The 21,194-nt window shown below is 61.7% G+C and carries 24 protein-coding genes; 6 read left to right on the forward strand and 18 right to left on the reverse strand.

Annotated features, from left to right (window positions below; all coding sequences use genetic code 11):
* Nucleotides 1–111 precede the first annotated feature (111 nt).
* From ACP15O_RS06090 to ACP15O_RS06130, 9 genes are all read right to left on the reverse strand, one after another.
* A complete protein-coding gene (locus tag ACP15O_RS06090; protein ID WP_425095155.1) occupies nt 112–2,130 on the reverse strand; it encodes an FAD-dependent oxidoreductase in 2,019 nt (672 codons plus the stop codon).
* 79 nt (nt 2,131–2,209) lie between these two features.
* Nucleotides 2,210–2,503: a hypothetical protein gene (locus tag ACP15O_RS06095; protein ID WP_425095156.1), complete on the reverse strand. Its 294-nt coding sequence runs from the start codon at nt 2,501–2,503 to the stop codon at nt 2,210–2,212.
* Between the two features lie 42 nt (nt 2,504–2,545).
* Nucleotides 2,546–3,259: an arsenical resistance protein ArsH gene (arsH, locus tag ACP15O_RS06100; protein WP_425095157.1), complete on the reverse strand. Its 714-nt coding sequence runs from the start codon at nt 3,257–3,259 to the stop codon at nt 2,546–2,548.
* Nucleotides 3,256–3,942 (reverse strand): MIP/aquaporin family protein, encoded by a 687-nt coding sequence (locus ACP15O_RS06105; RefSeq protein ID WP_425095158.1) that lies wholly within the window; start codon nt 3,940–3,942, stop codon nt 3,256–3,258. Before ACP15O_RS06105 ends, arsH begins: the two co-directional genes overlap by 4 nt.
* A complete protein-coding gene (locus ACP15O_RS06110) occupies nt 3,939–4,436 on the reverse strand; it encodes an arsenate reductase ArsC (protein WP_425095159.1) in 498 nt (165 codons plus the stop codon). The genes ACP15O_RS06105 and ACP15O_RS06110 overlap by 4 nt, the downstream gene beginning before the upstream one ends.
* Before the next feature lie 10 nt (nt 4,437–4,446).
* On the reverse strand, nt 4,447–4,779 hold the full coding sequence (locus tag ACP15O_RS06115; protein ID WP_425095160.1) for an ArsR/SmtB family transcription factor: 333 nt from the start codon (nt 4,777–4,779) through the stop codon (nt 4,447–4,449).
* 74 nt (nt 4,780–4,853) lie between these two features.
* Entirely contained in the window at nt 4,854–5,231 is a 378-nt protein-coding gene (locus ACP15O_RS06120; protein ID WP_425095161.1) for a hypothetical protein, read from the reverse strand.
* 11 nt (nt 5,232–5,242) lie between these two features.
* Nucleotides 5,243–6,016 (reverse strand): DUF6478 family protein, encoded by a 774-nt coding sequence (locus ACP15O_RS06125; protein WP_425095162.1) that lies wholly within the window; start codon nt 6,014–6,016, stop codon nt 5,243–5,245.
* A gap of 60 nt (nt 6,017–6,076) precedes the next feature.
* Nucleotides 6,077–6,715: a hypothetical protein gene (locus tag ACP15O_RS06130; RefSeq protein WP_425095163.1), complete on the reverse strand. Its 639-nt coding sequence runs from the start codon at nt 6,713–6,715 to the stop codon at nt 6,077–6,079.
* Nucleotides 6,716–6,902: 187 nt separating this feature from the next.
* Between ACP15O_RS06130 and ACP15O_RS06135 the strand changes: the two genes are divergently transcribed.
* The 4 genes from ACP15O_RS06135 to ACP15O_RS06150 all read left to right on the forward strand — a co-directional run bounded on the left by ACP15O_RS06135 (nt 6,903) and on the right by ACP15O_RS06150 (nt 10,956).
* The gene (locus ACP15O_RS06135; protein ID WP_425095164.1) at nt 6,903–7,796 is read left to right on the forward strand and encodes a CPBP family intramembrane glutamic endopeptidase; all 894 of its coding nucleotides are present in this window, start codon (nt 6,903–6,905) and stop codon (nt 7,794–7,796) included.
* Nucleotides 7,763–8,698, forward strand: a complete 936-nt coding sequence (locus ACP15O_RS06140) for a CPBP family intramembrane glutamic endopeptidase (RefSeq protein ID WP_425095165.1) — start codon at nt 7,763–7,765, stop codon at nt 8,696–8,698. Before ACP15O_RS06135 ends, ACP15O_RS06140 begins: the two co-directional genes overlap by 34 nt.
* Nucleotides 8,699–8,761: 63 nt before the next feature.
* The gene (gene accD / locus ACP15O_RS06145; protein WP_425095166.1) at nt 8,762–9,685 is read left to right on the forward strand and encodes an acetyl-CoA carboxylase, carboxyltransferase subunit beta; all 924 of its coding nucleotides are present in this window, start codon (nt 8,762–8,764) and stop codon (nt 9,683–9,685) included.
* Nucleotides 9,682–10,956 carry a bifunctional folylpolyglutamate synthase/dihydrofolate synthase gene (locus tag ACP15O_RS06150; RefSeq protein ID WP_425095167.1) on the forward strand — a complete coding sequence of 425 codons (1,275 nt, stop codon included), beginning with the start codon at nt 9,682–9,684 and terminating at the stop codon, nt 10,954–10,956. Before accD ends, ACP15O_RS06150 begins: the two co-directional genes overlap by 4 nt.
* 278 nt (nt 10,957–11,234) lie before the next feature.
* Here the strand turns inward: ACP15O_RS06150 and zapE are convergent, their stop codons facing one another.
* On the reverse strand, nt 11,235–12,296 hold the full coding sequence (gene zapE, locus ACP15O_RS06155; RefSeq protein ID WP_425095168.1) for a cell division protein ZapE: 1,062 nt from the start codon (nt 12,294–12,296) through the stop codon (nt 11,235–11,237).
* Between the two features lie 120 nt (nt 12,297–12,416).
* Here zapE and ACP15O_RS06160 point away from each other — a divergent pair, with 120 nt between their 5' ends.
* Nucleotides 12,417–13,655, forward strand: coding sequence for an MFS transporter (locus ACP15O_RS06160; protein ID WP_425095169.1), 1,239 nt, complete (start codon nt 12,417–12,419; stop codon nt 13,653–13,655).
* A 4-nt stretch (nt 13,656–13,659) separates the two neighbouring features.
* Here the strand turns inward: ACP15O_RS06160 and ACP15O_RS06165 are convergent, their stop codons facing one another.
* The 7 genes from ACP15O_RS06165 to mbfA are packed head-to-tail and all read right to left on the reverse strand — an operon-like array spanning nt 13,660 to nt 19,189.
* The gene (locus tag ACP15O_RS06165; RefSeq protein WP_425095170.1) at nt 13,660–14,574 is read right to left on the reverse strand and encodes an ornithine cyclodeaminase family protein; all 915 of its coding nucleotides are present in this window, start codon (nt 14,572–14,574) and stop codon (nt 13,660–13,662) included.
* On the reverse strand, nt 14,571–15,191 hold the full coding sequence (locus tag ACP15O_RS06170; RefSeq protein WP_425095171.1) for an HAD family hydrolase: 621 nt from the start codon (nt 15,189–15,191) through the stop codon (nt 14,571–14,573). Before ACP15O_RS06170 ends, ACP15O_RS06165 begins: the two co-directional genes overlap by 4 nt.
* Nucleotides 15,188–15,637, reverse strand: coding sequence for a YaiI/YqxD family protein (locus ACP15O_RS06175; protein ID WP_425095172.1), 450 nt, complete (start codon nt 15,635–15,637; stop codon nt 15,188–15,190). Before ACP15O_RS06175 ends, ACP15O_RS06170 begins: the two co-directional genes overlap by 4 nt.
* Nucleotides 15,634–16,464 carry an S-formylglutathione hydrolase gene (fghA, locus tag ACP15O_RS06180; protein WP_425095173.1) on the reverse strand — a complete coding sequence of 277 codons (831 nt, stop codon included), beginning with the start codon at nt 16,462–16,464 and terminating at the stop codon, nt 15,634–15,636. The genes ACP15O_RS06175 and fghA overlap by 4 nt, the downstream gene beginning before the upstream one ends.
* A 53-nt stretch (nt 16,465–16,517) precedes the next feature.
* Complete coding sequence (locus ACP15O_RS06185; RefSeq protein ID WP_425095174.1) at nt 16,518–17,225, reverse strand: nitroreductase family protein; 708 nt, start codon at nt 17,223–17,225, stop codon at nt 16,518–16,520.
* A 12-nt stretch (nt 17,226–17,237) separates the two neighbouring features.
* A complete protein-coding gene (locus ACP15O_RS06190; RefSeq protein WP_425095175.1) occupies nt 17,238–18,170 on the reverse strand; it encodes an AEC family transporter in 933 nt (310 codons plus the stop codon).
* A gap of 44 nt (nt 18,171–18,214) precedes the next feature.
* Nucleotides 18,215–19,189 (reverse strand): iron exporter MbfA, encoded by a 975-nt coding sequence (mbfA, locus tag ACP15O_RS06195; RefSeq protein WP_425095176.1) that lies wholly within the window; start codon nt 19,187–19,189, stop codon nt 18,215–18,217.
* A gap of 124 nt (nt 19,190–19,313) precedes the next feature.
* On the opposite strand from mbfA, the gene ACP15O_RS06200 reads away from it, so the two are divergent.
* Nucleotides 19,314–19,937, forward strand: a complete 624-nt coding sequence (locus tag ACP15O_RS06200) for a TetR/AcrR family transcriptional regulator (RefSeq protein ID WP_425095177.1) — start codon at nt 19,314–19,316, stop codon at nt 19,935–19,937.
* 9 nt (nt 19,938–19,946) lie between these two features.
* Here the strand turns inward: ACP15O_RS06200 and ACP15O_RS06205 are convergent, their stop codons facing one another.
* Nucleotides 19,947–21,080: an S-(hydroxymethyl)glutathione dehydrogenase/class III alcohol dehydrogenase gene (locus ACP15O_RS06205; RefSeq protein ID WP_425095178.1), complete on the reverse strand. Its 1,134-nt coding sequence runs from the start codon at nt 21,078–21,080 to the stop codon at nt 19,947–19,949.
* Nucleotides 21,081–21,194: the final 114 nt, after the last annotated feature.

Genomic DNA, 21,194 nt, shown 5'->3' on the forward strand with positions numbered 1-21,194 from the left:
ATCGAAGAAGATTGGGGCGCGACTGGGGCAGTGGGCGGACAATATCAGGGTATTGTCAGGGATCGTTCAAGGCACGGAAACAGGGAAACAACCTGTTTCCGCGCCCTTTCATCACAAAGAGGCCGCCAGGCGCGTGCCCTGATTGATGGCCCGTTTGGCGTCCAGTTCAGCGGCCACATCCGCCCCGCCGATGACGTGACAGGGAATGCCCCCGGCCTCAAGCGCGTCGGCCAGGCTGCGTTCGGGCAGCTGCCCGGCGCACAGGACAATCGTATCGGCCTCGATCAGCGTGGGGTTTTCGCGCGCTTCGCCAAACGAGACATGCAGGCCCTGATCGTCGATCCGTTCGTAATTCACGCCGCCCAGCATTTTCACGCCCTTCATCTTCAGCGTGGCGCGGTGAATCCAGCCGGTGGTTTTGCCCAAGCCCTTGCCCAGGGCCTTGGCCTTGCGCTGCATCAGCGTGACCTGCCGAGCGGGGGCTTCGGGCTGAGGGCCCTCGGGGGCCAGGCCGCTGCGGACAGTGCCCGGATCGGTGACGCCCCATTCCTTCAGCCATTCGGGCAGATCCAGCGTGGGGCTGTCGCCCGTCACCAGATATTCGGCCACATCGAACCCGATGCCGCCCGCGCCGATGATGGCAACACGTTTCCCCACCGGGGCCTTATCGCGCAGCACGTCGATATAGCTAAGCACATTGGCCCCGCCCTGCCCCGGAATGTCCGGATCGCGCGGCACCACCCCCGTGGCGATAATCACCTGATCGAAACCCGTCAGGCTGTCCAGCGTTGCCTCGGTTTCCAGCTGCACAGTGATGCCGGATTTGGCGACCATGCGTTCGTACCAATCGACCAGCCCGTGGAATTCCTCTTTGCCCGGCACCTGACGCGCCATGTTCAGTTGCCCGCCGATCCGGTCGGCCCGATCGATCAGCGTCACGTCAAAGCCCCGCTGCGCCGCGGTCAGCGCGGCGGACAGACCCGCAGGCCCCGCGCCGACAACCGCCAGTTTGCCGTTCGCCGCACCGCCAAGCTGCAATTCGGTTTCATGACAGGCGAACGGGTTCACCAGGCACGAGGTCAGCTTGCCCCCAAACGTGTGATCCAGACAGGCCTGATTGCAGCCGATACAGGGCGCGATCAGGTCGCCCTCGCCGCGCTGCGCCTTGGCCACGAAATCGGGATCGGCCAGGAAAGGCCGCGCCATGGACACCATATCGGCGCAACCCTCGGCCAGGACGTCCTCGGCCACGTCGGGCGTGTTGATCCGGTTCGAGGTGATAACGGGGATACCAACATGCCCCATCAGTTTTTTCGTCACCCAGGCAAAGGCCCGGCGCGGCACGGATGTGGCGATGGTGGGGATACGGGCCTCGTGCCAGCCGATGCCGGTGTTAATGATGCTGGCCCCGGCCTGTTCGATTGCCTGCGCCAGCTGCACCACCTCGTCAAAGGTGGAGCCATTGGGCACCAGATCAATCATCGACAAACGATAGATGATGATGAATTCCGGCCCCACGGCTGCACGCACACGGCGGACGATCTCCAGCGGCAGGCGGATGCGGTTTTCATATGACCCACCCCAGCGATCCGTGCGTTTATTGGTGTGGGTCACGATGAACTGGTTGATGAAATACCCCTCGGAGCCCATGATCTCGACCCCGTCATAGCCCGCCTGCTGCGCCAGCGTGGCGGCGGTGACGAAATCAGCGATCTGTTTTTCGATGCCCTCCTCGTCCAGCTCGGTCGGCGGAAAGGGAGAGATCGGCGATTTCACCGGCGAGGGCGCGACGCATTTGGGATTATAGGCATAGCGGCCCGCGTGCAGGATCTGCATGGCGATCTTGCCGCCCGCATCATGCACGGCCTGGGTGATCACCGAATGGTTGGCCACGTCCTTTTCGTTGATCATCATCGACGCGCCAAAGGCGACCGAGCCTTCGGGGTTCGGACCGATCCCCCCGGTGACCATCAGCCCCACACCCCCACGGGCGCGGGCGGCATAGAATTCGGCCACGCGCGGCCAATCCCCGGTTTCCTCCAGCCCCGTGTGCATCGAGCCCATCAGGACACGGTTTTTCAAAGTGGTATGGCCCAGATCCAACGGGGCCAAAAGGTGCGTATACGTCATTGCGTGCCTCCCAGCTTTGGCCCATCTGGGCAAAGCCGGCCGGGTTTGTCACGCTCAACGCAACGTCAGAGCCGCCACGTCACACGCCGTTATCAATGATGAACATCGTGTCGAAATAGGCGAACTGCGGCGCGCTGCCATACATCTGCGTCGCCATCTGGCACCACTCGGCGTCATGGGCGGCCAGCGCGGCCTCTTTGGTTTTCCACAGGTAAATCCCCCCGCCCCGATTGGTGACAGGATCATACAGATAGGTCTTGCGGATCAGATCCGCATTGGCCCGCCAGCGCGGCACGGTGGCGTTGTATTTGTCCAGAAGCTCGGATTTTGAGATGCCCGGCGGCAGGGCAAAGGTGACGATTTCGGTGATCATGGGCGCCTCGCTTGCTGCGCCCATGATAGCATGGATCGCGTCTCAGGTCGCCTGTTTGAGGTTCACGCGTTTTGACAGCGCTTCCGGGCTTTCCTTGCGTTCGGAATAGCGGTCTACCAGATAGGCCGACTGATCCCGCGTCAGCAGGGTGAACTTGACCAGTTCCTCCATCACATCGACCACCCGGTCATAGAAAGGGCCGGGCTTCATACGGCCGCTTTCAAACTCCAGAAACGCCTTGGGAACCGAGGACTGGTTCGGGATGGTCAGCAGACGCATCCAGCGGCCCAGAATGCGCATCTGGTTGACGGCGTTAAAGCTTTGACTGCCGCCGCAGACCTGCATGATGGCCAGCGTTTTGCCCTGCGTCGGGCGGATGCCGCCGATGGGCGCCAGGGGGATATGATCAATCTGAGTCTTCATGATCCCGGTCATCGCCCCGTGGCGTTCGGGGCTGCACCAGACCATGCCCTCGGACCACATGACCAGATCGCGCAATTCTTGGATCTTGGGGTGTTCGGTGGGGGCGTCATCGGGCAAGGGCAGGCCCGAAGGGTCGAACATCCGGGTGTCGCAGCCCAGACGTTGCAGAATGCGGGCGGCCTCTTCGCTTATCAGGCGCGAATAGGACGTATCGCGCAACGAGCCGTACAGCAGCAAAATACGCGGAGAATGATCCGAGCGCTGCGCCGGGAACAGGCTGTCTTGGTCAATCGGTTTCCAGCTGGGCTCGTCAATATTGGGGGTATCGGTCAACGCGTTCTCCGTTCTTGTTCAAAGTCTTCGGGCGTGCCGGCGAACAATTGTTTCGCCAGGGCAAAGGCAATCAGCCCGCCCATGATCTGCGCGATGATGAAGCCCGGCACATGCGCCGGATTGATCCCCGCAAACGTGTCGGTAAAGGCTCGTCCGATCGTCACCGCCGGATTGGCAAAAGAGGTAGAAGCCGTGAACCAATAGGCCGCCGTGATGTACAGCCCCACCAGCATCGGAATCGCCTGCGCCCGAAACCGGATACCCCCCAGAATGGTCAGCAGCAGGCCGAACGTGGCCACGCCCTCGGCGAACCATTGGGAGGAGCCCGTGCGATCCTTCGTCGAGAATTGCAGGATATCCAGGTCAAACATCCCGTGGGCCATCAGGCTGCCGATAATCGCACCCACAGACTGTACGATAGCGTATGGGGCCAGATCCGCCCATTTCAGATCCCCGCGGATCGCCATCACCAAAGACACCGCCGGATTGAAATGCGCGCCCGAAATCGGCCCCAGGATGGTGATCAGGACAAACAGAATCGCGCCGGTGGGAATGGTATTGCCCAGCAAGGATACGGCCACATCATCGGACAGCGCATCGGCCATGATCCCCGAGCCAACAACGGTACAGACCAGCAGACATGTGCCCAGAGCCTCGGCCAGCAGGCGGTTGGGCAGGGTCATGCCGCGCCCTCCGTTTCTGTGCCGATTTTGGCCATTGCAGCTTTTTGGGCGGCGGTGTCCATCTGATCCAGCGGCAGCGCCAGAAAGGCGTCCACGCGGGCTTTCATCCGGGCAAAGGCCACGCGAAAGGCCTGGCGGTTTTCCTCGTCCGTTTCGCCCGCCCCCGCCGGATCGGGGATGCCCCAATGAGCGCTGACCGGCGCGCCGGGCCAGAACGGGCAGGTTTCCCCCGCCGCGCTAGAGCAAACGGTGATCACGTAATCCATTTCCGGGGCGTCTTCGCCGGCGAATTCATCCCAGCTTTTGGATCGAATATAGGAGGTGTCGTGCCCCAGCCCGTCCAGCAGCTCGATCGCAAAGGGGTTCGGCTTGCCCGTGGGCTGCGACCCGGCCGAAAACGCCCGGAACCGGCCCTTGCCCAGCTCATTCATCAAGGATTCGCCCAAAACAGAGCGCGCGGAATTTCCAGTGCACAGGAACAGCACGTTTTTCATATCATCGGTCTCAGCATTTGCAGGTGAGTGTTTCCAGAACCGGGCGACAGATATCGGGATTGCCGCCGCAGCAGTCTTCCATCAGGAACGCCAAAAGCCCGCGCAGCCCGTCAAAATCGGCAAAATACCGGATCGAGCGCCCCTCGCGCATGTTGCGCACCAGCCCGGCCTGAAACAGGACGGACAGGTTGGCGGACATGGTGTTTTGTTTCACCCCCAGCGCGGCGGCAACGTCCCCCGCCGCCATGCCCTTAGGCCCGGCTTTGACCAGCAGGCGAAAGGCTTCCAGCCGGGTGTCCTGCCCCAGGGCAGCAAAGGAATCGAGAGCTTTTGTTTTATCCATAATTCATGAATTATGGATATTTCAAAGCAAAGCAAGCGCTTTCTTGCGCCCGTTACAAAAACTTCATCTCAGGGCTATTCAGTCTCTACGCAATGCCGGCGGAAGGCGCGTTTGAGCATGTCCAGCTCTTCGCGCAGCAGGCTGACCTCGGCGCGCAGATCATCGCCCAGCGCCTCGCCCGCCAGAACCGAAAAGCTTTCCAGCACATCTCCGTCCCGCTTATCGCGGATCAGAAACGTCTGGATCCCATCTGACAGGGTTTCCAGCGGGACCGGCACGCGCACCACCCAATGCCCGTTTTCCCGATCCTCGGTGATCTCCAGGCCCAGAACCGGCTCGTTCAGATGGGTGACCTCCAGCTGCGGCTGCAGGTTGTCCATGGACGAGGACGTCAGGAACCCTTCCCACACGCCTTCGAACAGGCGGGTCTTTGTCAGTTTCAGCTCGCTCATGTCCTGTCCTTTTACAAATCGGCGCGGGGGCGGCGCGAGAATGTCAGATCGCGGATCGTCACCTGGTTCATCTCGGGGCCTTCAAAGATCAGGTCAATCCAGGCTTTCTCGATCCGTTTTTCGTTCAGGCGGGAATAGGCCAGATCAAATTCGACCATGATGTCGGTTTCATGCAGGGGCAGCTCACGCACCAATTGTTCGGTATTGGGGCCGTGGCGGATGTTCAGGCGGGCGAAAATCTCCAGCGGTTTTTCCATTTCCACGATCGTGTCCATCCGCACCAGATGCAGTTTTTGCAGGCCCTCCACGGCCTCGGGGGGCAGGTCGATCACCAGAGACAGGAACGAGCCGTCGAATTTGAACACGTCCAGCCGCAACCCATAGGGTGCCAGATCCGTTTCGCGGTGATTGCGCAGCTGGCGCAGGGTCAGCTCCGAAAAATGACAATCGTGAAACAGGGTGACCTCGTTCCCCAACTGGCTGCCGCTCTGAACCGAGGACATGCCGGGCACGGGCAGCGGGCCGCGCCACAGTTCGGGCCGCCAGGCCCAATCGGACCCATGCGGTTTGTGAAACGCGGTATTGCCGATCAGGGGCAGGGCCAGCCGGTTGTCTGCCTCGTGAATAAGGCTGTCCAGATGGGCCCGCAATTCGCGCGCCATGGTGCGGCGCTGCCGCAAACGCCGCAGCCCTGTCGTGCCGGCCTCACGCGCCAGGGCAGCCCAGTGACGAACCACCCGGCGATGCATCAGAACATTAAGAATACGGCGATTGATCAGAGACATACGACCCGGCCCATGACTGTCGTTCCTATCCTACGGCTTATGATCATAAGGGAAAGCCCGTTAATTAAATATGCGCTGGAACAGGGATTTCGGCGGGTTTTTGGCATTCTGCGCGGCCTTTTTCACCCGGTTGGCGCTGGCGGCGCGGATTTTCGTGGCGGTTTCGATCAGCAAGGCTTTGCCGCGCCGAGAGCCGATGCTCTGATCTCCGTAGACGGCCAGGGTCAGCAAGGCCTCATTCTGGACCATTGCCGCGCGCCAATGATGCGGGGCGCCGCCGTCAGGAACCAGATCGGGACTGGAGACCTCAACCAGCAGCAGCCCGTCCTGCGCGCTTTGCGACAGAACGTCCTCGGGCTCTAGCGCGCGCAGCATATCCTGAACGTCGGCCCCGCCGTCACGCGGCACCAGCGCCGAAACCGTCAGGATCGCCGGCTTTACCAACGTCCCCGCAGGCAGGCCCATCAGCCCATCGCACCCGGCAATCAGAACGAAACCCGCGCGCGGATGATTGCGCAGGCTGGACGTATCCACGCAATAGCCTGCGGGCGTCTCGATCCCGATGCGCCCCTGTAGCAGCTCGGCCGAGCGCACCGCCGTGGCCGCGGGCTGCGTCTGGGTCTGCGACCGCCCTCCCGGCAGACACCCCGCCAACAGAACCACCGCAGTGATCGAAACCGCGCGATAAAAATGTGTCATGACGCTCGTGATGGCGCTGCCCTCCTGAACCCGTCCGGTCTGGATACCCAAGCCCCTCGCCGCACACAAGAGTCTGATCACGGGGAAGATTGGACGTCTCTTGCCCCTGTTGCTGGCCGCCTTTTCCGGATACACACGGACAAACCCACCCGAGAAAGCCCCGCGCCCCAGCCGATGCAACCTGCCGATGCGACCAGCCTACGCCCCCCATCAGGAATTCCTGCGCCCGGCCCGGCCACGGTCTGAACTCTGGCGCTTGGGGCTCGGGCTGCTGACGGCCTTTGCGATCTTTGCCGCCCTGCAATGGGGGCTGGGGGCGCTGCTGATCGCCACGCTTTCGCCGCAGACATTGATGGAGGTGCAGGCTCAGCTGGCCCTGGGCAACACCCCCGGCGGAGCCACGATGATGCTGGCCAGTTTCGGGCTGATCCTCGTTGCGGTGGGCCTCTCGGTAACGCATGTCCACAAACGATCCGCGCTGACTCTGCTGGGGCCAAAGGCGTTGCTGCTACCGCAATTTACCCGCGTTCTGACAGCCCTGATTGCCCTGAACTTTGCGATCTGGATTCTGCCGCCCTCGGAGTTTCTGCACCCTATCGAGGCAAACCTGCCGCTGGCCACCTGGCTGAGCTTCCTACCGCTGGCCGTGCCTGCCCTGCTGATCCAGGTCAGCGCCGAGGAAATACTGTTTCGCGGTTACCTACAGCAGCAACTGGCGGTGCGCGTGAAATCTCCTTTGGTGTGGATGGTGCTGCCTTCGCTGGGGTTCGGGCTGCTGCATCTGCGCCCGGACCTGCCCGAGACCCGCTGGATTCTGGTGGCCTGGGCCACGCTGTTCGGAATGCTGGCGGCCGATCTGACGGCGCGCTCGGGGTCTTTGGGGCCGGCGATTGCGCTGCATTTCGTCACCAATGCCATGGCGATTTTATGTGTCTCGTCGGATGACATCCTGTCGGGGCTGGCGCTCGGGCGGATGCCCGTCGCGCTCGGAGATCCCGCCCAGTTGACGCCCTATCTGTTGATTGATCTGGGGGGGATGCTGTGCGCGTGGCTGGCGGCAAGGCTGGCCCTGCGATGCTAAGCGCCTATGCCCCTCATGCCCGCTATATCGCGGATGCGCGCCTCACGGCCGATCTGCCGCGCGTGATCCTGGGCGTCGCCCTGATCGAGGGGCTGTATAATATCATGTTGCGGTTGCTGGATACCGGGCTGCTGGGCCTGCCCAGCGGCTTTACCGAAGGGTATTACTATGGCACCACCCGCGCCGGGCTGATCGCGCAACTGCTCAGCTTCGGGCTGCTGGCGGGCGCGGTGATTGTGGTGGCCCGCCTGCTGCACCAACGCAGCGCGCTTAGCCTGATGGGCGGGGCCTGGGGGCTGCGCCAGATGAAACAGGTCACGATTGGCGTGCTGCTGCTGTTTCTGGTCTCGGACCTGCTGCCACCCTACTGGAACACCGAGGGCCTGCATATGAACGGCGGGCTTAGCTGGCTACTGCTGCTTCCTGTTTCCCTGGCGGCGCTGACCGTGCAAATCGGTGCCGAAGAGCTGCTCTATCGTGGGTATATCCAGCAGCAGATCGCCGCCCGGTTCCACAGCCCCTGGATCTGGCTGACCCTGCCCAACGTGATGTTCGCGCTGGCCCATTGGGACGAAACCGCCCCCCTGCCCGAGGCAGTCCAGTACATGATCTGGGCGTTTTTCTTTGGGCTGGCGGCCTCGGATCTGACCGCGCGCACCGGATCGCTGGGGGCTGCCGCCGGGTTCCATCTGGCCAATAACGCCTATGCGTTCCTGCTGTTTGGAGATGCGGGCATGGATGACAGCGGCTTGGCGCTGTTCGTGTTCGATGCCCCTGACGCTCGGCCGGTTGACGCCGCCACAGATGCCCTGCCCCAGCTGTGGCTGCCCCCCGGCTTCGTGATCGAGCTGAGCTTTGTCTTTTTGATGTGGCTGACAGCGCGTTTGGTGCTGCGGCGCTGATTGCATTTCCGTTGCGTCCGCCTTATCTGACTGTGAACATCGGCTATCAGGGGCGCCTCTCGCATGAACTGGATCACCAACTACGTCCGTCCGCGCATTAACTCGATCTTCTCGCGCCGCGAAGTGCCCGAGAACCTGTGGACGAAATGCGACGAATGCGGAACCATGCTGTTCCACCGCGAACTGTCCGACAATCTGAACGTCTGCACCAATTGCGGGCATCACATGGCCATCACCCCGCGTGACCGCTTTGCCGCGCTGTTTGACGGCGGCATTTTCGCCGAGGTCGAAGTACCTGAGCCTAACGCCGATCCTCTGCATTTCCGCGATCAGAAAAAATATCCCGACCGGATGAAAGCCGCCCAAAAAAAGACCGGCGAAAAAGAGGCCATGCTGGTGGCCACCGGCGAAATGGGCCGCACGCCCATCGTGGCCGCCTGTCAGGATTTCAGCTTCATGGGCGGATCCATGGGCATGTATGTGGGCAATGCGATCATCGCCGCCGCGGAAAAGGCAGTCGAGCTGCAACGCCCCCTGATCCTGTTTTCGGCCGCGGGCGGCGCCCGTATGCAAGAGGGCATCCTATCGCTGATGCAAATGCCCCGCACCACCGTCGCTGTGCAGATGCTCAAAGAGGCCGGCCTGCCCTATATCGTCGTGCTGACCCACCCCACCACCGGCGGCGTCACCGCGTCCTATGCGATGCTGGGCGACGTGCAGATCGCCGAACCCAATGCCCTGATCTGCTTTGCCGGTCCGCGCGTGATCGAACAGACCATCCGTGAAAAACTGCCCGAGGGTTTCCAGCGCGCCGAATACCTGCTGGACCATGGGATGCTGGACCGCGTGACCCCGCGCACCGAAATGAAGGACGAGCTGGTCACCATCATCCGGATGCTGCTGAACATGCCTCCCGCGATCAAGGGCGATCTGCCGGCCCCCGAGCCCACAGACGCCCCCACCGAAGACACTCCGGCAGAAAAATGAGCCAGCAAAACTCGGACGTCATCCTGAATCGGATGATGGCGCTGCACCCCAAGGTCATCGACCTGACGCTGGATCGCATGTGGCGGCTGCTGCACGCGCTGGATGACCCGCAGGATCGTCTGCCGCCCGTGATCCATATCGCCGGCACCAATGGCAAAGGCTCGACCCAGGCGATGATCCGCGCCGGGCTGGAGGCCGCGGGCAAAACCGTCCACGCCTATACCTCGCCGCATCTGGCGCGCTTTCACGAACGTATCCGCCTGGCTGGCGATCTGATCTGCGAGAACCATCTGACCGCCGTTCTGGACGAATGCTATGCCGCGAATGACGGCGAAAACATCACCTATTTCGAGATCACCACCGCCGCCGCCCTGCTGGCCTTTGCCCGCACCCCCGCCGATTACACGCTGCTTGAGGTCGGGCTGGGCGGCCGCCTGGACGCCACCAACGTGATCGCCCGCCCCGCGCTGACCATCATCACCCCGGTTTCCATCGACCACGAACAGTTCCTGGGCAACACCCTGGCCAAAATCGCCGCTGAAAAAGCCGGAATCATCAAACGCGGCATCCCCTGCGTCGTCGGCCCTCAGCAGGATGAGGCAATGGATGTGATCGAAGCCACCGCCGCCCGCCTGAACGCCCCGCTGATCGCCTATGGACAGCACTGGCATGTGTACCGGGAACGCGACCGCCTGATCTATCAGGACGAAACCGGCCTGCTGGACCTGCCCCTGCCCAACCTGCCCGGCGCGCACCAGATCCAGAACGCAGGGGCCGCCATCGCCGCGCTGCGCCATCTCGGCACAGATACCACCGCCGCCGAGGCCGCCGTAACCCAGGCCCACTGGCCCGCCCGGATGCAGCGCCTGCAAACCGGCCCGCTGGCAGAAACCGCCCCCCAGGCCGAAATCTGGCTGGACGGAGGCCACAACGCCGCCGCCGGCCAGGCGCTGGCCGCGCATCTGGCCAGCCTGCCCAAACGCGACACATATCTGATCTGCGGAATGCTGAACACCAAGGACATCGGCGGCTACCTGGCCCCCATGGCCCCGCATGTCAGCGCGCTCCATGCGGTCTCGATCCCCGGCGAAGCAAACACCCTGCCCGCCGAAAAAACCGCCGATTTCGCCACCCGAAACGGGATAAACGCGCAGATTGCGGAAAATACCCACAGCGCCCTCCGGAACATCGTCCAGAACACCCCCCAAGCCCGCATCCTGATTTGCGGCTCGCTCTATCTGGCGGGCGCGATCCTGCGTGAAAACGGCTGACGACACGGCAGCTTCCTTGATTCGCCTAAACCGAATCACTTCGCCGTTGACTGATTCGCACCGATTCGCCTATGGTCATCGCAAGGCATTCGTCGGTGGCCCACCCACCGAACCGTTGAGGGCCACACGGCCGATCCGGAACGACAGGTTTGACAGGCAGGTAAGAAAGAGGGGTCGGTTCAACGACCCCCTTTTTATTTCGCGCAACGCCCCCCCGAGGAGGACGCCGCAGGCGACCGACGAGACATCAAGCGTGCGCGCCAGCGCACACAATCGGATCACGCCTCGTTCGCCCAATCCTCCGATTGCATTTCGCGTAAACGGCTGGCCGTCCGCTCAAATTCGAACACGCCTTCGCCCTCGATATACAGGCTCTCGGGTTCGTCCGCTGCGGAACAAATCAGCCGTACCTGCGCCTCATACAGCGCATCGATCAGCGTCACAAAACGCTTTGCCTCGTTGAAATTCGATCGTCCCAGCCGGGGGATTTCCTCTAACACCAGCACCTTCACGGCTTCGGCAATCGCCAGGTAATCGCCGGGCCCCAGCATCTTGCCACACAGATCAAAGAAACTGGCCCGCGCCACACCGTTGCGGAAGGCTGGCAGTTCGACATCGCGCCCCTTGACCTTCAAAACCAAAGGCGCGGCCTCCCCGCCTGACAGGTGCTCCCAGATCTCGCGCAGTTTCTGGCGACTGTCCTCGTTGACCGGAGAAAAATAGACCGGCGCGCCCTTCAGGCGATCCTGGCGGTAATCGCGCGGGCTGATCATTTCCCACACGACCATCTGCTCTTTGATGATTTCGATGAATGGTAGGAACAGCTGCCGGTTCAGCCCGTTTTTATACAGATCATCCGGCACCCGGTTCGAGGTCGTCACAACCACCACGCCCTTGGCAAACAGGATCTCGAACAGCCGCCCCACGATCATCGCATCGGTAATATCGGTGATCTGCATTTCATCAAAGGCCAGCACCTTGACCTCGGCCGCAACGGCGTTCGCGACAGGGGCCAGAGCATCCTCGAGGCCCTTTTTGCGCGCATCGTGCATGGCGGCGTGGATTTCCTGCATGAAAGCATGGAAATGGACGCGGCGCACCGGCACTGTCAGATGTTCCACAAACAAATCCATGATCATGGATTTGCCGCGCCCCACGCCGCCCCACAGATACAGCCCCTTCGGCGGCGGAGGCGCCTTGCGGAACAGCCCCTTTTTCACCGGCCTGGCCAGGTCGGCATGGATTCGTTCAAACTCGGGCAGAACCGCCTGCTGCGCCTCATCCGAGTGCAACAGACCCTCGGCCACACGCTGGGCATAGGTGTCTTGGATACGCGTCATACCGTTTCGCATAGCGAACGCGGCACCGATTGTCACGAAAAGTGATGCTGCACCGCACAAATCCGGAATTGACGCGGTTTCCAATTGTCTTACATTCGGCCCTGCGAAACAGGAGCCCCCATGGAAACCCGCACCCCCTTGTTCAATCCCGTCCTTATTGTCGGCTGTCTTATCATCCTGATCGGGTTTTCCGTGCGGGCCAGCTTTGGGGTGTTTCAGATCCCGATTGCAAGCGAATTCAACTGGCCCCGCGCCGAGTTCTCGCTGGCCATCGCGATTCAGAATCTGGCCTGGGGAATCGGGCAGCCGCTGTTCGGTGCCATGGCGGAAAAAGTCGGAGATCGCAAAGCCATCCTGCTGGGTGCGCTGGTCTATGCGGCGGGGCTGGTGCTGTCGTCCTTTGCTGTTACGCCCCAGGCGCATCAGCTGTATGAAATCCTGGTCGGCTTCGGCATTGCGGGCACCGGGTTTGGCGTGATCCTGGCGGTGGTCGGGCGGGCCTCGTCGGATAAGAACCGCTCGATGTCATTGGCGATTGCCACGGCGGCGGGATCGGCTGGGCAGGTTGTGGGGGCGCCTCTGGCCGAATGGCTTCTGGGGTTCCTCAGCTGGCAAGAGGTGTTCATGCTGTTCGCTGCGGCACTGATCCTGATGCTGGGCACGCTACCGCTGATGCGCAGCCCCGCCGCGCCCGCCGGCAAGGCCGAGCTAGAGGAAAGCATGGGGGCCATTCTGGGCAAGGCCTTTCGCGATCCGTCCTATACGTTCATCTTTCTGGGCTTCTTTTCCTGCGGGTATCAACTGGCTTTTGTCACCGCGCATTTCCCCGCCTTCGTCACCGAGATGTGCGGGCCGATTGCCACGGATGGCCTGCTGGCTTCGATGGGAATCGGAACGACCTCGGCGCTGGGGGCGGCGGCGATTTCGCTGATCGGGCTGGCCAATATTGCCGGCACGCTGCTGGCCGGATGGCTGGGTGATCGGTTCACCAAGAAATACCTGCTGGCGGGCATCTATGCCCTGCGCACGATGATCGCGGCGGCCTTTATTCTGGTGCCGATGACGCCCGCGACGGTGCTGCTGTTCTCGGTCTCGATGGGGGCGCTGTGGCTGGCGACGGTTCCCCTGACCAGCGGGCTGATCGCGCATATCTATGGTCTGCGCTATATGGGGACGCTATATGGTGTGGTGTTCTTCAGCCATCAGCTGGGCAGTTTCCTGGGCGTGTGGCTGGGCGGACGCATGTATGACATCTATGGAGATTACACCGCTGTGTGGTGGATCGGCGTTGGCGTGGGCGCGTTCTCGGCTTTGATCAACCTGCCGGTTCGAGAGAAACGCGCGCCTATCGCAGCCTGAGCCGCTATTGCGCCGCGCGCCATTTATCCAGAACAAAGCGGCTGGTCATCAGATCCAGATGCGCGCCGCCGCCGTTCTTGAACAGAGTGATTTCATCGTCGCTTTGGCGCCTGAACGCGGGCAGGTCATAGTAATCGGCCAACAGATCGCCACGCGTGATCGCGCCGGATTGCAGGGGGATTTCAATCTCGCCGATATGGCCAATAGTGGTGTCCAGACTGTCCACAAAGACCGAGGCACGCTGCAAGGCGGTATCGTCGACCTCGCGCATGTCGGGGCGGTAGGCGCCGATCAGGTCGATATGCTGACCCGGTTGCAGCCATTCGCCTTTGATTGCGGGCTGGGTCGACATGGTGGCGCTGGTTACGATGTCCGCGCCGCGCACTGCGGTTTCCAGATCCTCGGCTGCGCGCATTCCGGGGAAGTCCGCCGCCATCTTTTCCGCATTCGCAAGCGTACGGTTCCAGACGGTGAACCGGGCCTGCGGGAAAGCGGCGCCATAAGCCTGCCGTAACGAGCGCCCCACCGTGCCTGCTCCGACGATCAGGATATTCCGGCTGTCAGGCCGCGCCAGTCTGGTGGCAGCCAGCAGGCTGTCTCCGGCGGTTTTCCATTTGGTGACCAGGTGAAAATCCACCAGCGCCTCAAGCGTGCCATCGGTGTCCGAAAACAGCGACACACCGCCATTCACCATCCCCAGCCCCCGCGCCGGATTCCCCGGAAAGATCGAGGCCGTCTTTACCGCCATCCCCAACCCGTCAATCCAGGCCGAGCGCGTCAGCAGCGTGTCCTGATCGCGATACAGAAACGTGTCGGCGATCTGCGCCTTTGGCAGGTCGTGCCCTGCCGCCAGAGCCTGCATAAACTCGGGCCAATTGAGATGTTTTTCACCCTCTTCAAAGGAAATAATCGGGATCATGGCTGGGTATCTTCCCTCTGTATCAGGCCATGGCTAAGCAGGCATTCGGCCCAGCCATGGGGGCTTTCGAACAGGTGTGTTTTCCAGCCGCGCGCTGCGGCGGCTGCGATATTATCGGGCTTGTCATCGGTGAACAGCAACCGTTCGGGCGCATATCCGCTGCCCTTCTCCAGCGCTGCGTAAAACGCCGGGTCGGGCTTGATCATCTTCATATCCCCCGAGACATACCGCGCGTCGAAACTGTTCAGAAAAGGATAGTGCTGGCAGGCAATCCGGAAGGTCTCAGTCCCGAAATTCGACAGGGCCAGAACCGGAATATTGCGGGCTCTCAGCACCTTCAGCAAATGCACGGACTCTGGGATTTCGGGGCTGGCCATTTCGATCCAGCGATCCCAGAACATCCGGATTTCGGACGCAAATTCAGGGTGTTCCTGCGCGCATTCCTGCATGACCTCTTGCAAGGATTCCCCCGCATCCGAGCGCAGATTATAGCGTTCCAGATCCACCGCTTCGAACAGGGCTTTGCGCCGATCCGGGCCGATCGCAGAATCGAAAAACCGTACGGGATCGTATTCAATCAGCACCCGGCCGATATCCCACACCACCGCATCAATCATGACATTGCCTTTCGCAATACGCGCTCCAGCGCATCCAGAAACCGGGATCTGTCGGATTTCGAGAACCCCTTGCCGCCACCCTGCCGGAACGGATCGGCGGCGCGCAGGTCATACATTAAATCGCGCATCGCCAGAGCATTGCCGATATTGGCCTGGGTCAGCGGCTCTCCATCGTGTTTCAGAACCAGCGCGCCAGCCTGAACGCATTTTGCCGCCAGGGGAATATCGCCGGTGATCACCACATCCCCAGCCCCGGCCCGTTCGGCGATCCACATATCCGCGATGTCCGGGCCTTCGGGCACGATCACCGTTTCAACCAGCGAATTGGCCGAGGGCCGCAGCCCGCCGTTACACACCATTTTCACCGGCACGCGGTGGCGCGTGGCGACGCGTTCGGCCTCGGATTTTACCGGGCAAGCATCGGCATCGACATAAAGAGTGGTCACGAATACAGCGCCTCGGCATGGAACGAAATATGGTCTTCCATGAAGGTCGAGACAAAGAAATAGCTGTGATCATAGCCTTTTTGCAGACGCAGATCGGCGGGGATGCGGCGTTTCATAACGGCCCGAGCCAGCGCCTCGGGCATCAGCAGATCAATGAACTGATCGCTGCTGCCAGTGTCCACCAGCAAGGGAATATCTAGCCCGTTTTCCTGAATCAGCAGGGCGGCGTCATGGGCGTTCCAACTGTCCTCGTTAGGGCCCAGATAGGCACCCAGTTGTTTACGGCCCCAATCGCCCGCCGTCGGATGGCAGATCGGCGCAAAGGCCGAAACAGAACGGAACCGCCCCGGCAAAGCCGCAGCCATCGTCAGCGCCCCGTGCCCGCCCATGGAATGGCCGGTGATCGACTGGCGGTCCTCATCCACGTTGAAATTCGCCGTCAGAATGCGGGGCAATTCCTCGGTCACGTAATCCCACATCTGGAAATGCGGGGCCCAGGGCGCTTGCGTGGCGTTCACGTAAAACCCCGCGCCCTGACCCAGATCATAGTTCGGATCATCGGCCACGCCCTCGCCGCGGGGCGAGGTATCGGGGAACACCAGCGCGATCCCCTGCTCTGCCGCCCAGGCCTGCGCCCCGGCCTTGACCATCGCATTCTCATGCGTGCAGGTCAGGCCCGACAAATACCACAGCACGGGCACGGGGGCGTGATCCGCCTCTTCGGGCAGGAACAGGCCAAAGGTCATATCGCAATTCGTGCTGTGCGACGCATGACGATAAACGCCCTGCACTCCGCCGAAACATCTGTTTTCCGATAGGGTTTCCATGCGTGCTCCTGTTATATGTCAGACCGAGGCCCACCCCGAGCCTTGCGCGAACCTTAGGGCGCTTCGTCCGGGCGGTACACCGTCAAAATCTGCTCGGGCGGTTTCTTGATCTTCGCGACGGCCGGGACGGTGGCGGTTTCGGCCGGGTGCCCCACGGCCAGGATCATCACCGGCTTTTCCGCATCCGGCCGCGCGCACAGACCATTGAGAAACTTCATCGGATTCGGCGTATGGGTCAGGCAGCACAGCCCCGCCTGATGCAGCGCCGTGATCAGCATTCCCGTTGCGATGCCCACGCTTTCGGGGACATAGTAATGCTTGTAGCGGTCGCCTGCGTCGGTGACACCATAGCGCTGCGCGAAGATGACGATCAGCCAGGGCGCGACCGTCAGATGCGGTTTGTCCACGCCAGTGCCGATGGGCTCTAGTGCTTTCAGCCATTCATCCCCCGCGCCGCCCGCATAGAAGCGCTGCTCTTCTTCCTCGGCGGCCGCGCGGATCTGCGCCTTCATCTGCGGATCGGCGATGGCGACGAAATGCCAGGGCTGATGATTGGCCCCGCTGGGTGCCGTTCCGGCCGCGCGAACCGCTGTGGCGATCACCTGCTCGGGCACCGGCCGATCCGAAAAATCACGAACCGAGTGACGCCGCCGCATATGATCGTAAAAAGCCTGAACCGCGTGTAGCATCTCCGGATCGCTCAGGTCGAAACGGTCGGGCAGCGGCACGGGCTCATAGGCCAGCTTGTCTTTTGAATACATGTTGGCCCCTCCTTAGTGCGGCACCGTCACCCAGGCGATCACGGCGGAAACCGTCAGCACGCTGACCGCCGTCGAAATCAGAATCGAGGCCGACACCCGATGCGGCGCAACCCCATAATGCCGCGCCAGAATATAAACATTGCCGGCCACGGGCAACGCGGCGGCGGCAATCATCACGCTGGCCGCATAGGGCTCTACCGGGAAAACATACCACGCGGCCACGGCCACAGCGGCGGGGTGCAGCACCAGTTTCGCAAAGGACAGCCAGCCGGCCACCGCCAGACGCTCGGCCGATTTCGAGGCCAGCGAGGCCCCGATTGCAAACAGCGCGCCGGGCGTGGCCGCATTGCCCAGAATCGTCACGAATTCGTTCAACGGCACCGGGATCGGCAGCCTAAGCGCCGACCAGGCCAGCCCCACCGTGATCGAGACAATCATCGGGTTCTTCAACAGCCCCAGCCCCACCGTTTTCAGGATCGCAGGCGATACCCGCCCATCGCGCGCGCCGGTGATCAGGATCACGATCAGGCTGCCAAAGACGATCAGATCCACCGCCAGCACCAGCATCACCGGCCCGATGGCCTGCGCCCCCATCAGCAGCACCAGCATCGGCACCCCCAGAAAGCCCACGTTGCCGACAACCGCGCATTGCGCCTCGACGGCGGCCTCCTCGATCCCGCGTTTGCGGATCAGCGCGATCAGCGTCGCCAGCACGTAAACCGCCCCGGTCCCCGCCACATAGGCCAGCACAAAGGGCAGGTCGAAAACCTCGGACAGGGACAGGTTCGCCGAGAACCGGAACAGCATCGCCGACAGCGCAAAGTAGAAGACGAATTTCGTCAGCCAGGCCGTGGCCTCGTCTGGGAAAAACCGCGTTTTGCCAGCGCCATAGCCCAATCCGATCAGCGCAAAGAACGGCAGCGTTTTCAGAAAAATCTCAACCATGCAACCTGCGTAACAGGATGCTGCGCCCGGTCAATGGTTTTGCCCTAGCCCGAGCCGATCAGAACCCCGGCCGCAAACACCAGCGCGCCGCCCAGAACCACCTGAAAAGCCGCGCGGAAAAACGGCGTGTCCATGTATTTGTTCTGAATCCACGCAATCGCCCACAGTTCGAAAAACACCACGACAAAAGCGGTGATCGTCGCCGTCCAGAAATCGGGGATCAGATAGGGCAACGCATGGCCCAGCCCGCCCAACGCGGTCATCACCCCCGAGGCAATCCCGCGTTTAAGCGGCGATCCGCGCCCCGACAATTCCCCATCATCCGAGGCCGCCTCGGTGAAACCCATCGAAATTCCCGCCCCGATCGAGGCCGCAAGCCCCACCAAGAATGTCTCCCATGTGTTTTGCGTGGCAAAGGCGGCGGCAAAGATCGGCGCCAGGGTCGAAACCGAGCCATCCATCAACCCCGCCAGCCCCGGCTGCACCCATGTCAGCACGAATTGCCGATGGGCCGAGCGGTCCTCGGCGCTGCGGGCGTCATCGTTCAGATGCTCGGCCTGCAACTTGTCTGCGGTGTATTGATGCCCGGCCTCGGCCGCAGCCAGATCGCCCAGCAATTTGCGGGTATCGGCGTCCGTCGTGCGCTGCGCGGCGGTCAGATAGAACCGTTCGGCATCCTGCTCCATCCTTTCGGCCTCTTCGCGGATGCGTTCCAGGCCCAGATTTTCGACCAGCCAGACCGGGCGGCGTGCATAATAGCCCGCCACATGTTCACGCCGGATCAGTGGAATACCCTTGCCAAAGCGGCGATCATGCAGGTCGATCAGGCGCTGGCGATGCTCGTCCTCTTCGGCGGCCATGCCCTCGAATACCTTGGCCGTATCCGGGTATTCGGCCTGCAACATCCGCGCATAACTGCGGTAGATGCGCGCGTCGTCCTCCTCTGAGGAAATGGCCAGCGCCAGGACTTCTTGCTCGGACAGGTCCCGGAATTTACGGCGGTGGGTCAGAAAACGCATGGCGGCCTCTTGTTTAGAATGATTCTAATATATACGCTGCTTTCCGCCACGCAACCCCGCCGGATGACTTGATGAAACTAAACTGGTCGGTTTATAATTTGGCACAATCTTTGGGCAATACAGCATGAACACAGCCACCAAACCCATCATTCGGACGGGCCGGAAATTCGAACAGGTCCTGCTGGGGGCCCGTGAAATTTTCATGCGCGATGGGTTCGAAGGCGCCAGCGTGGACGATATTGCCAAGGCCGCAGGCGTGTCCAAGGCGACGCTTTATAGCTATTTCCCCGATAAGCGCCTGCTTTTCGTCGAGGTTGCCAGCAACGAGTGCAACCGCCAGGCCGAGGCCTCGATTCAGCTGATTGACCAGACCGCCCCCGCGCGCGAAGTCCTGACCCAGGCCGCGCAGCAGATGGTGGGCATCCTGATCAGCCGCTTCTCGCAGCAGATGTTCCGGGTTTGCGTGGCGGAATCCTTTCGCTTTCCCGAGATCGGGCAGAAGTTCTATCAATCCGGGCCGCTGAACGCACGCCAGCACATGACCGAATACCTGCAAGAGGCCGTTGAACGCGGAGAGCTGCGGATCGCGGATATTACCCTGGCCGCCGATCAATTCCTGGAGCTGTGCAAAACCGACATTTTCCCGCGCGCGGTATTTGGGATTTCCACCAGCTTCTCAGAAACGGAAATCGACCGCATCGTCACCGGCGCGGTCGATATGTTCCTGGCACGATACGGTGCCGTATAGACGCTAAGGTCAGTATTCCACGACGGCCCGGATGGACTTGCCTTCATGCATCAGATCAAAGCCTTCGTTGATCTGCTCCAGCGTCAGTTTGTGGGTAATCATCGGGTCGATTTCGATTTTACCGTCCATGTACCAGCCCACGAACTTGGGCACGTCCGTCCGGCCCTTGGCCCCGCCGAATGCCGTGCCTTTCCAGACGCGGCCAGTGACCAGCTGGAACGGACGGGTCGAAATCTCAGCGCCTGCGGGGGCGACGCCGATAATCACCGACACCCCCCAGCCCCGATGCGAGCATTCCAGCGCATCGCGCATCACCTGCACGTTGCCCGTGGCGTCAAACGAGTAATCCACGCCGCCGAACTGGTCCTTCTCGGTTTTGGTCAGCTCGACGATCGCCTCGACGGTGGATTGGCCGTCCAGCTTGGACGGGTTCACGAAATGAGTCATCCCGAATTTCTTGGCCATCTCGGCCTTATCGTCGTTCAGATCCACACCGATGATCATGTCCGCGCCGGCCATCCGCAGCCCCTGAATCACGTTCAGACCGATGCCGCCCAGCCCGAAGACAGCCGCGGACGAGCCGATCTCTACACCCGCCGTATTGATCACCGCGCCGATGCCCGTGGTCACGCCGCAACCGATGTAGCAGATCTTATCAAAGGGCGCGTCCTCACGTACCTTGGCCAGCGCAATTTCCGGCATCACGGTGTGATTGGCAAATGTCGAACAGCCCATGTAGTGATAGATCGGCGTGCCATCCAACATCGAAAACCGCGTGGTCCCGTCGGGCATCAGGCCCTGACCCTGAGTGCCCCGGATCGCGGTGCACAGGTTGGTCTTGCCCGACAGGCAGGCATGGCATTCCCGGCATTCGGGCGTATAGAGCGGGATTACGTGATCGCCCGGTTTCAGCGTGGTAACGCCTTCGCCGACCTCCAGCACGATGCCCGCGCCTTCGTGCCCCAGAATCGAGGGGAACAGCCCCTCGGGATCCGCCCCCGAGCGGGTGAACTCATCCGTGTGGCACAGGCCGGTGGCCTTGATTTCCACCAGAACCTCGCCCGCCTTGGGGCCCTCCAGGTTTACTTCCATAATTTCCAGAGGTTTGCCCGCCTCCAGCGCGACGGCTGCCTTGGTACGCATCTTCAATCTCTCCCAAAAATTCCCACCCCGTTCGCAGGGGATAATTTTCACTATAGGTAGAGGTTTTCCCGAGGCGCCAGAGCTAATTCACGACCAAAGGCGCGCCCCAAACGA

This window comes from Youngimonas ophiurae (nom. illeg.) (genome assembly GCF_049803795.1).
Taxonomy (GTDB): Bacteria; Pseudomonadota; Alphaproteobacteria; order Rhodobacterales; family Rhodobacteraceae; genus Thalassobius.

Excerpts from the sequence above, each read along its gene's own strand:
- ACP15O_RS06090 (WP_425095155.1), bottom strand. The coding sequence starts at position 2,130 with ATGACGTATACGCACCTTTTGGCCCCGTTGGATCTGGGCCATACCACT.
- ACP15O_RS06095 (WP_425095156.1), bottom strand. The coding sequence starts at position 2,503 with ATGATCACCGAAATCGTCACCTTTGCCCTGCCGCCGGGCATCTCAAAA.
- ACP15O_RS06105 (WP_425095158.1), bottom strand. The coding sequence starts at position 3,942 with ATGACCCTGCCCAACCGCCTGCTGGCCGAGGCTCTGGGCACATGTCTG.
- ACP15O_RS06110 (WP_425095159.1), bottom strand. The coding sequence starts at position 4,436 with ATGAAAAACGTGCTGTTCCTGTGCACTGGAAATTCCGCGCGCTCTGTT.
- ACP15O_RS06115 (WP_425095160.1), bottom strand. The coding sequence starts at position 4,779 with ATGGATAAAACAAAAGCTCTCGATTCCTTTGCTGCCCTGGGGCAGGAC.
- ACP15O_RS06120 (WP_425095161.1), bottom strand. The coding sequence starts at position 5,231 with ATGAGCGAGCTGAAACTGACAAAGACCCGCCTGTTCGAAGGCGTGTGG.
- ACP15O_RS06125 (WP_425095162.1), bottom strand. The coding sequence starts at position 6,016 with ATGTCTCTGATCAATCGCCGTATTCTTAATGTTCTGATGCATCGCCGG.
- ACP15O_RS06130 (WP_425095163.1), bottom strand. The coding sequence starts at position 6,715 with ATGACACATTTTTATCGCGCGGTTTCGATCACTGCGGTGGTTCTGTTG.
- ACP15O_RS06135 (WP_425095164.1), top strand. The coding sequence starts at position 6,903 with ATGCGACCAGCCTACGCCCCCCATCAGGAATTCCTGCGCCCGGCCCGG.
- accD (WP_425095166.1), top strand. The coding sequence starts at position 8,762 with ATGAACTGGATCACCAACTACGTCCGTCCGCGCATTAACTCGATCTTC.
- ACP15O_RS06150 (WP_425095167.1), top strand. The coding sequence starts at position 9,682 with ATGAGCCAGCAAAACTCGGACGTCATCCTGAATCGGATGATGGCGCTG.
- zapE (WP_425095168.1), bottom strand. The coding sequence starts at position 12,296 with ATGACGCGTATCCAAGACACCTATGCCCAGCGTGTGGCCGAGGGTCTG.
- ACP15O_RS06160 (WP_425095169.1), top strand. The coding sequence starts at position 12,417 with ATGGAAACCCGCACCCCCTTGTTCAATCCCGTCCTTATTGTCGGCTGT.
- ACP15O_RS06165 (WP_425095170.1), bottom strand. The coding sequence starts at position 14,574 with ATGATCCCGATTATTTCCTTTGAAGAGGGTGAAAAACATCTCAATTGG.
- ACP15O_RS06170 (WP_425095171.1), bottom strand. The coding sequence starts at position 15,191 with ATGATTGATGCGGTGGTGTGGGATATCGGCCGGGTGCTGATTGAATAC.
- fghA (WP_425095173.1), bottom strand. The coding sequence starts at position 16,464 with ATGGAAACCCTATCGGAAAACAGATGTTTCGGCGGAGTGCAGGGCGTT.
- ACP15O_RS06185 (WP_425095174.1), bottom strand. The coding sequence starts at position 17,225 with ATGTATTCAAAAGACAAGCTGGCCTATGAGCCCGTGCCGCTGCCCGAC.
- ACP15O_RS06190 (WP_425095175.1), bottom strand. The coding sequence starts at position 18,170 with ATGGTTGAGATTTTTCTGAAAACGCTGCCGTTCTTTGCGCTGATCGGA.
- mbfA (WP_425095176.1), bottom strand. The coding sequence starts at position 19,189 with ATGCGTTTTCTGACCCACCGCCGTAAATTCCGGGACCTGTCCGAGCAA.
- ACP15O_RS06200 (WP_425095177.1), top strand. The coding sequence starts at position 19,314 with ATGAACACAGCCACCAAACCCATCATTCGGACGGGCCGGAAATTCGAA.
- ACP15O_RS06205 (WP_425095178.1), bottom strand. The coding sequence starts at position 21,080 with ATGCGTACCAAGGCAGCCGTCGCGCTGGAGGCGGGCAAACCTCTGGAA.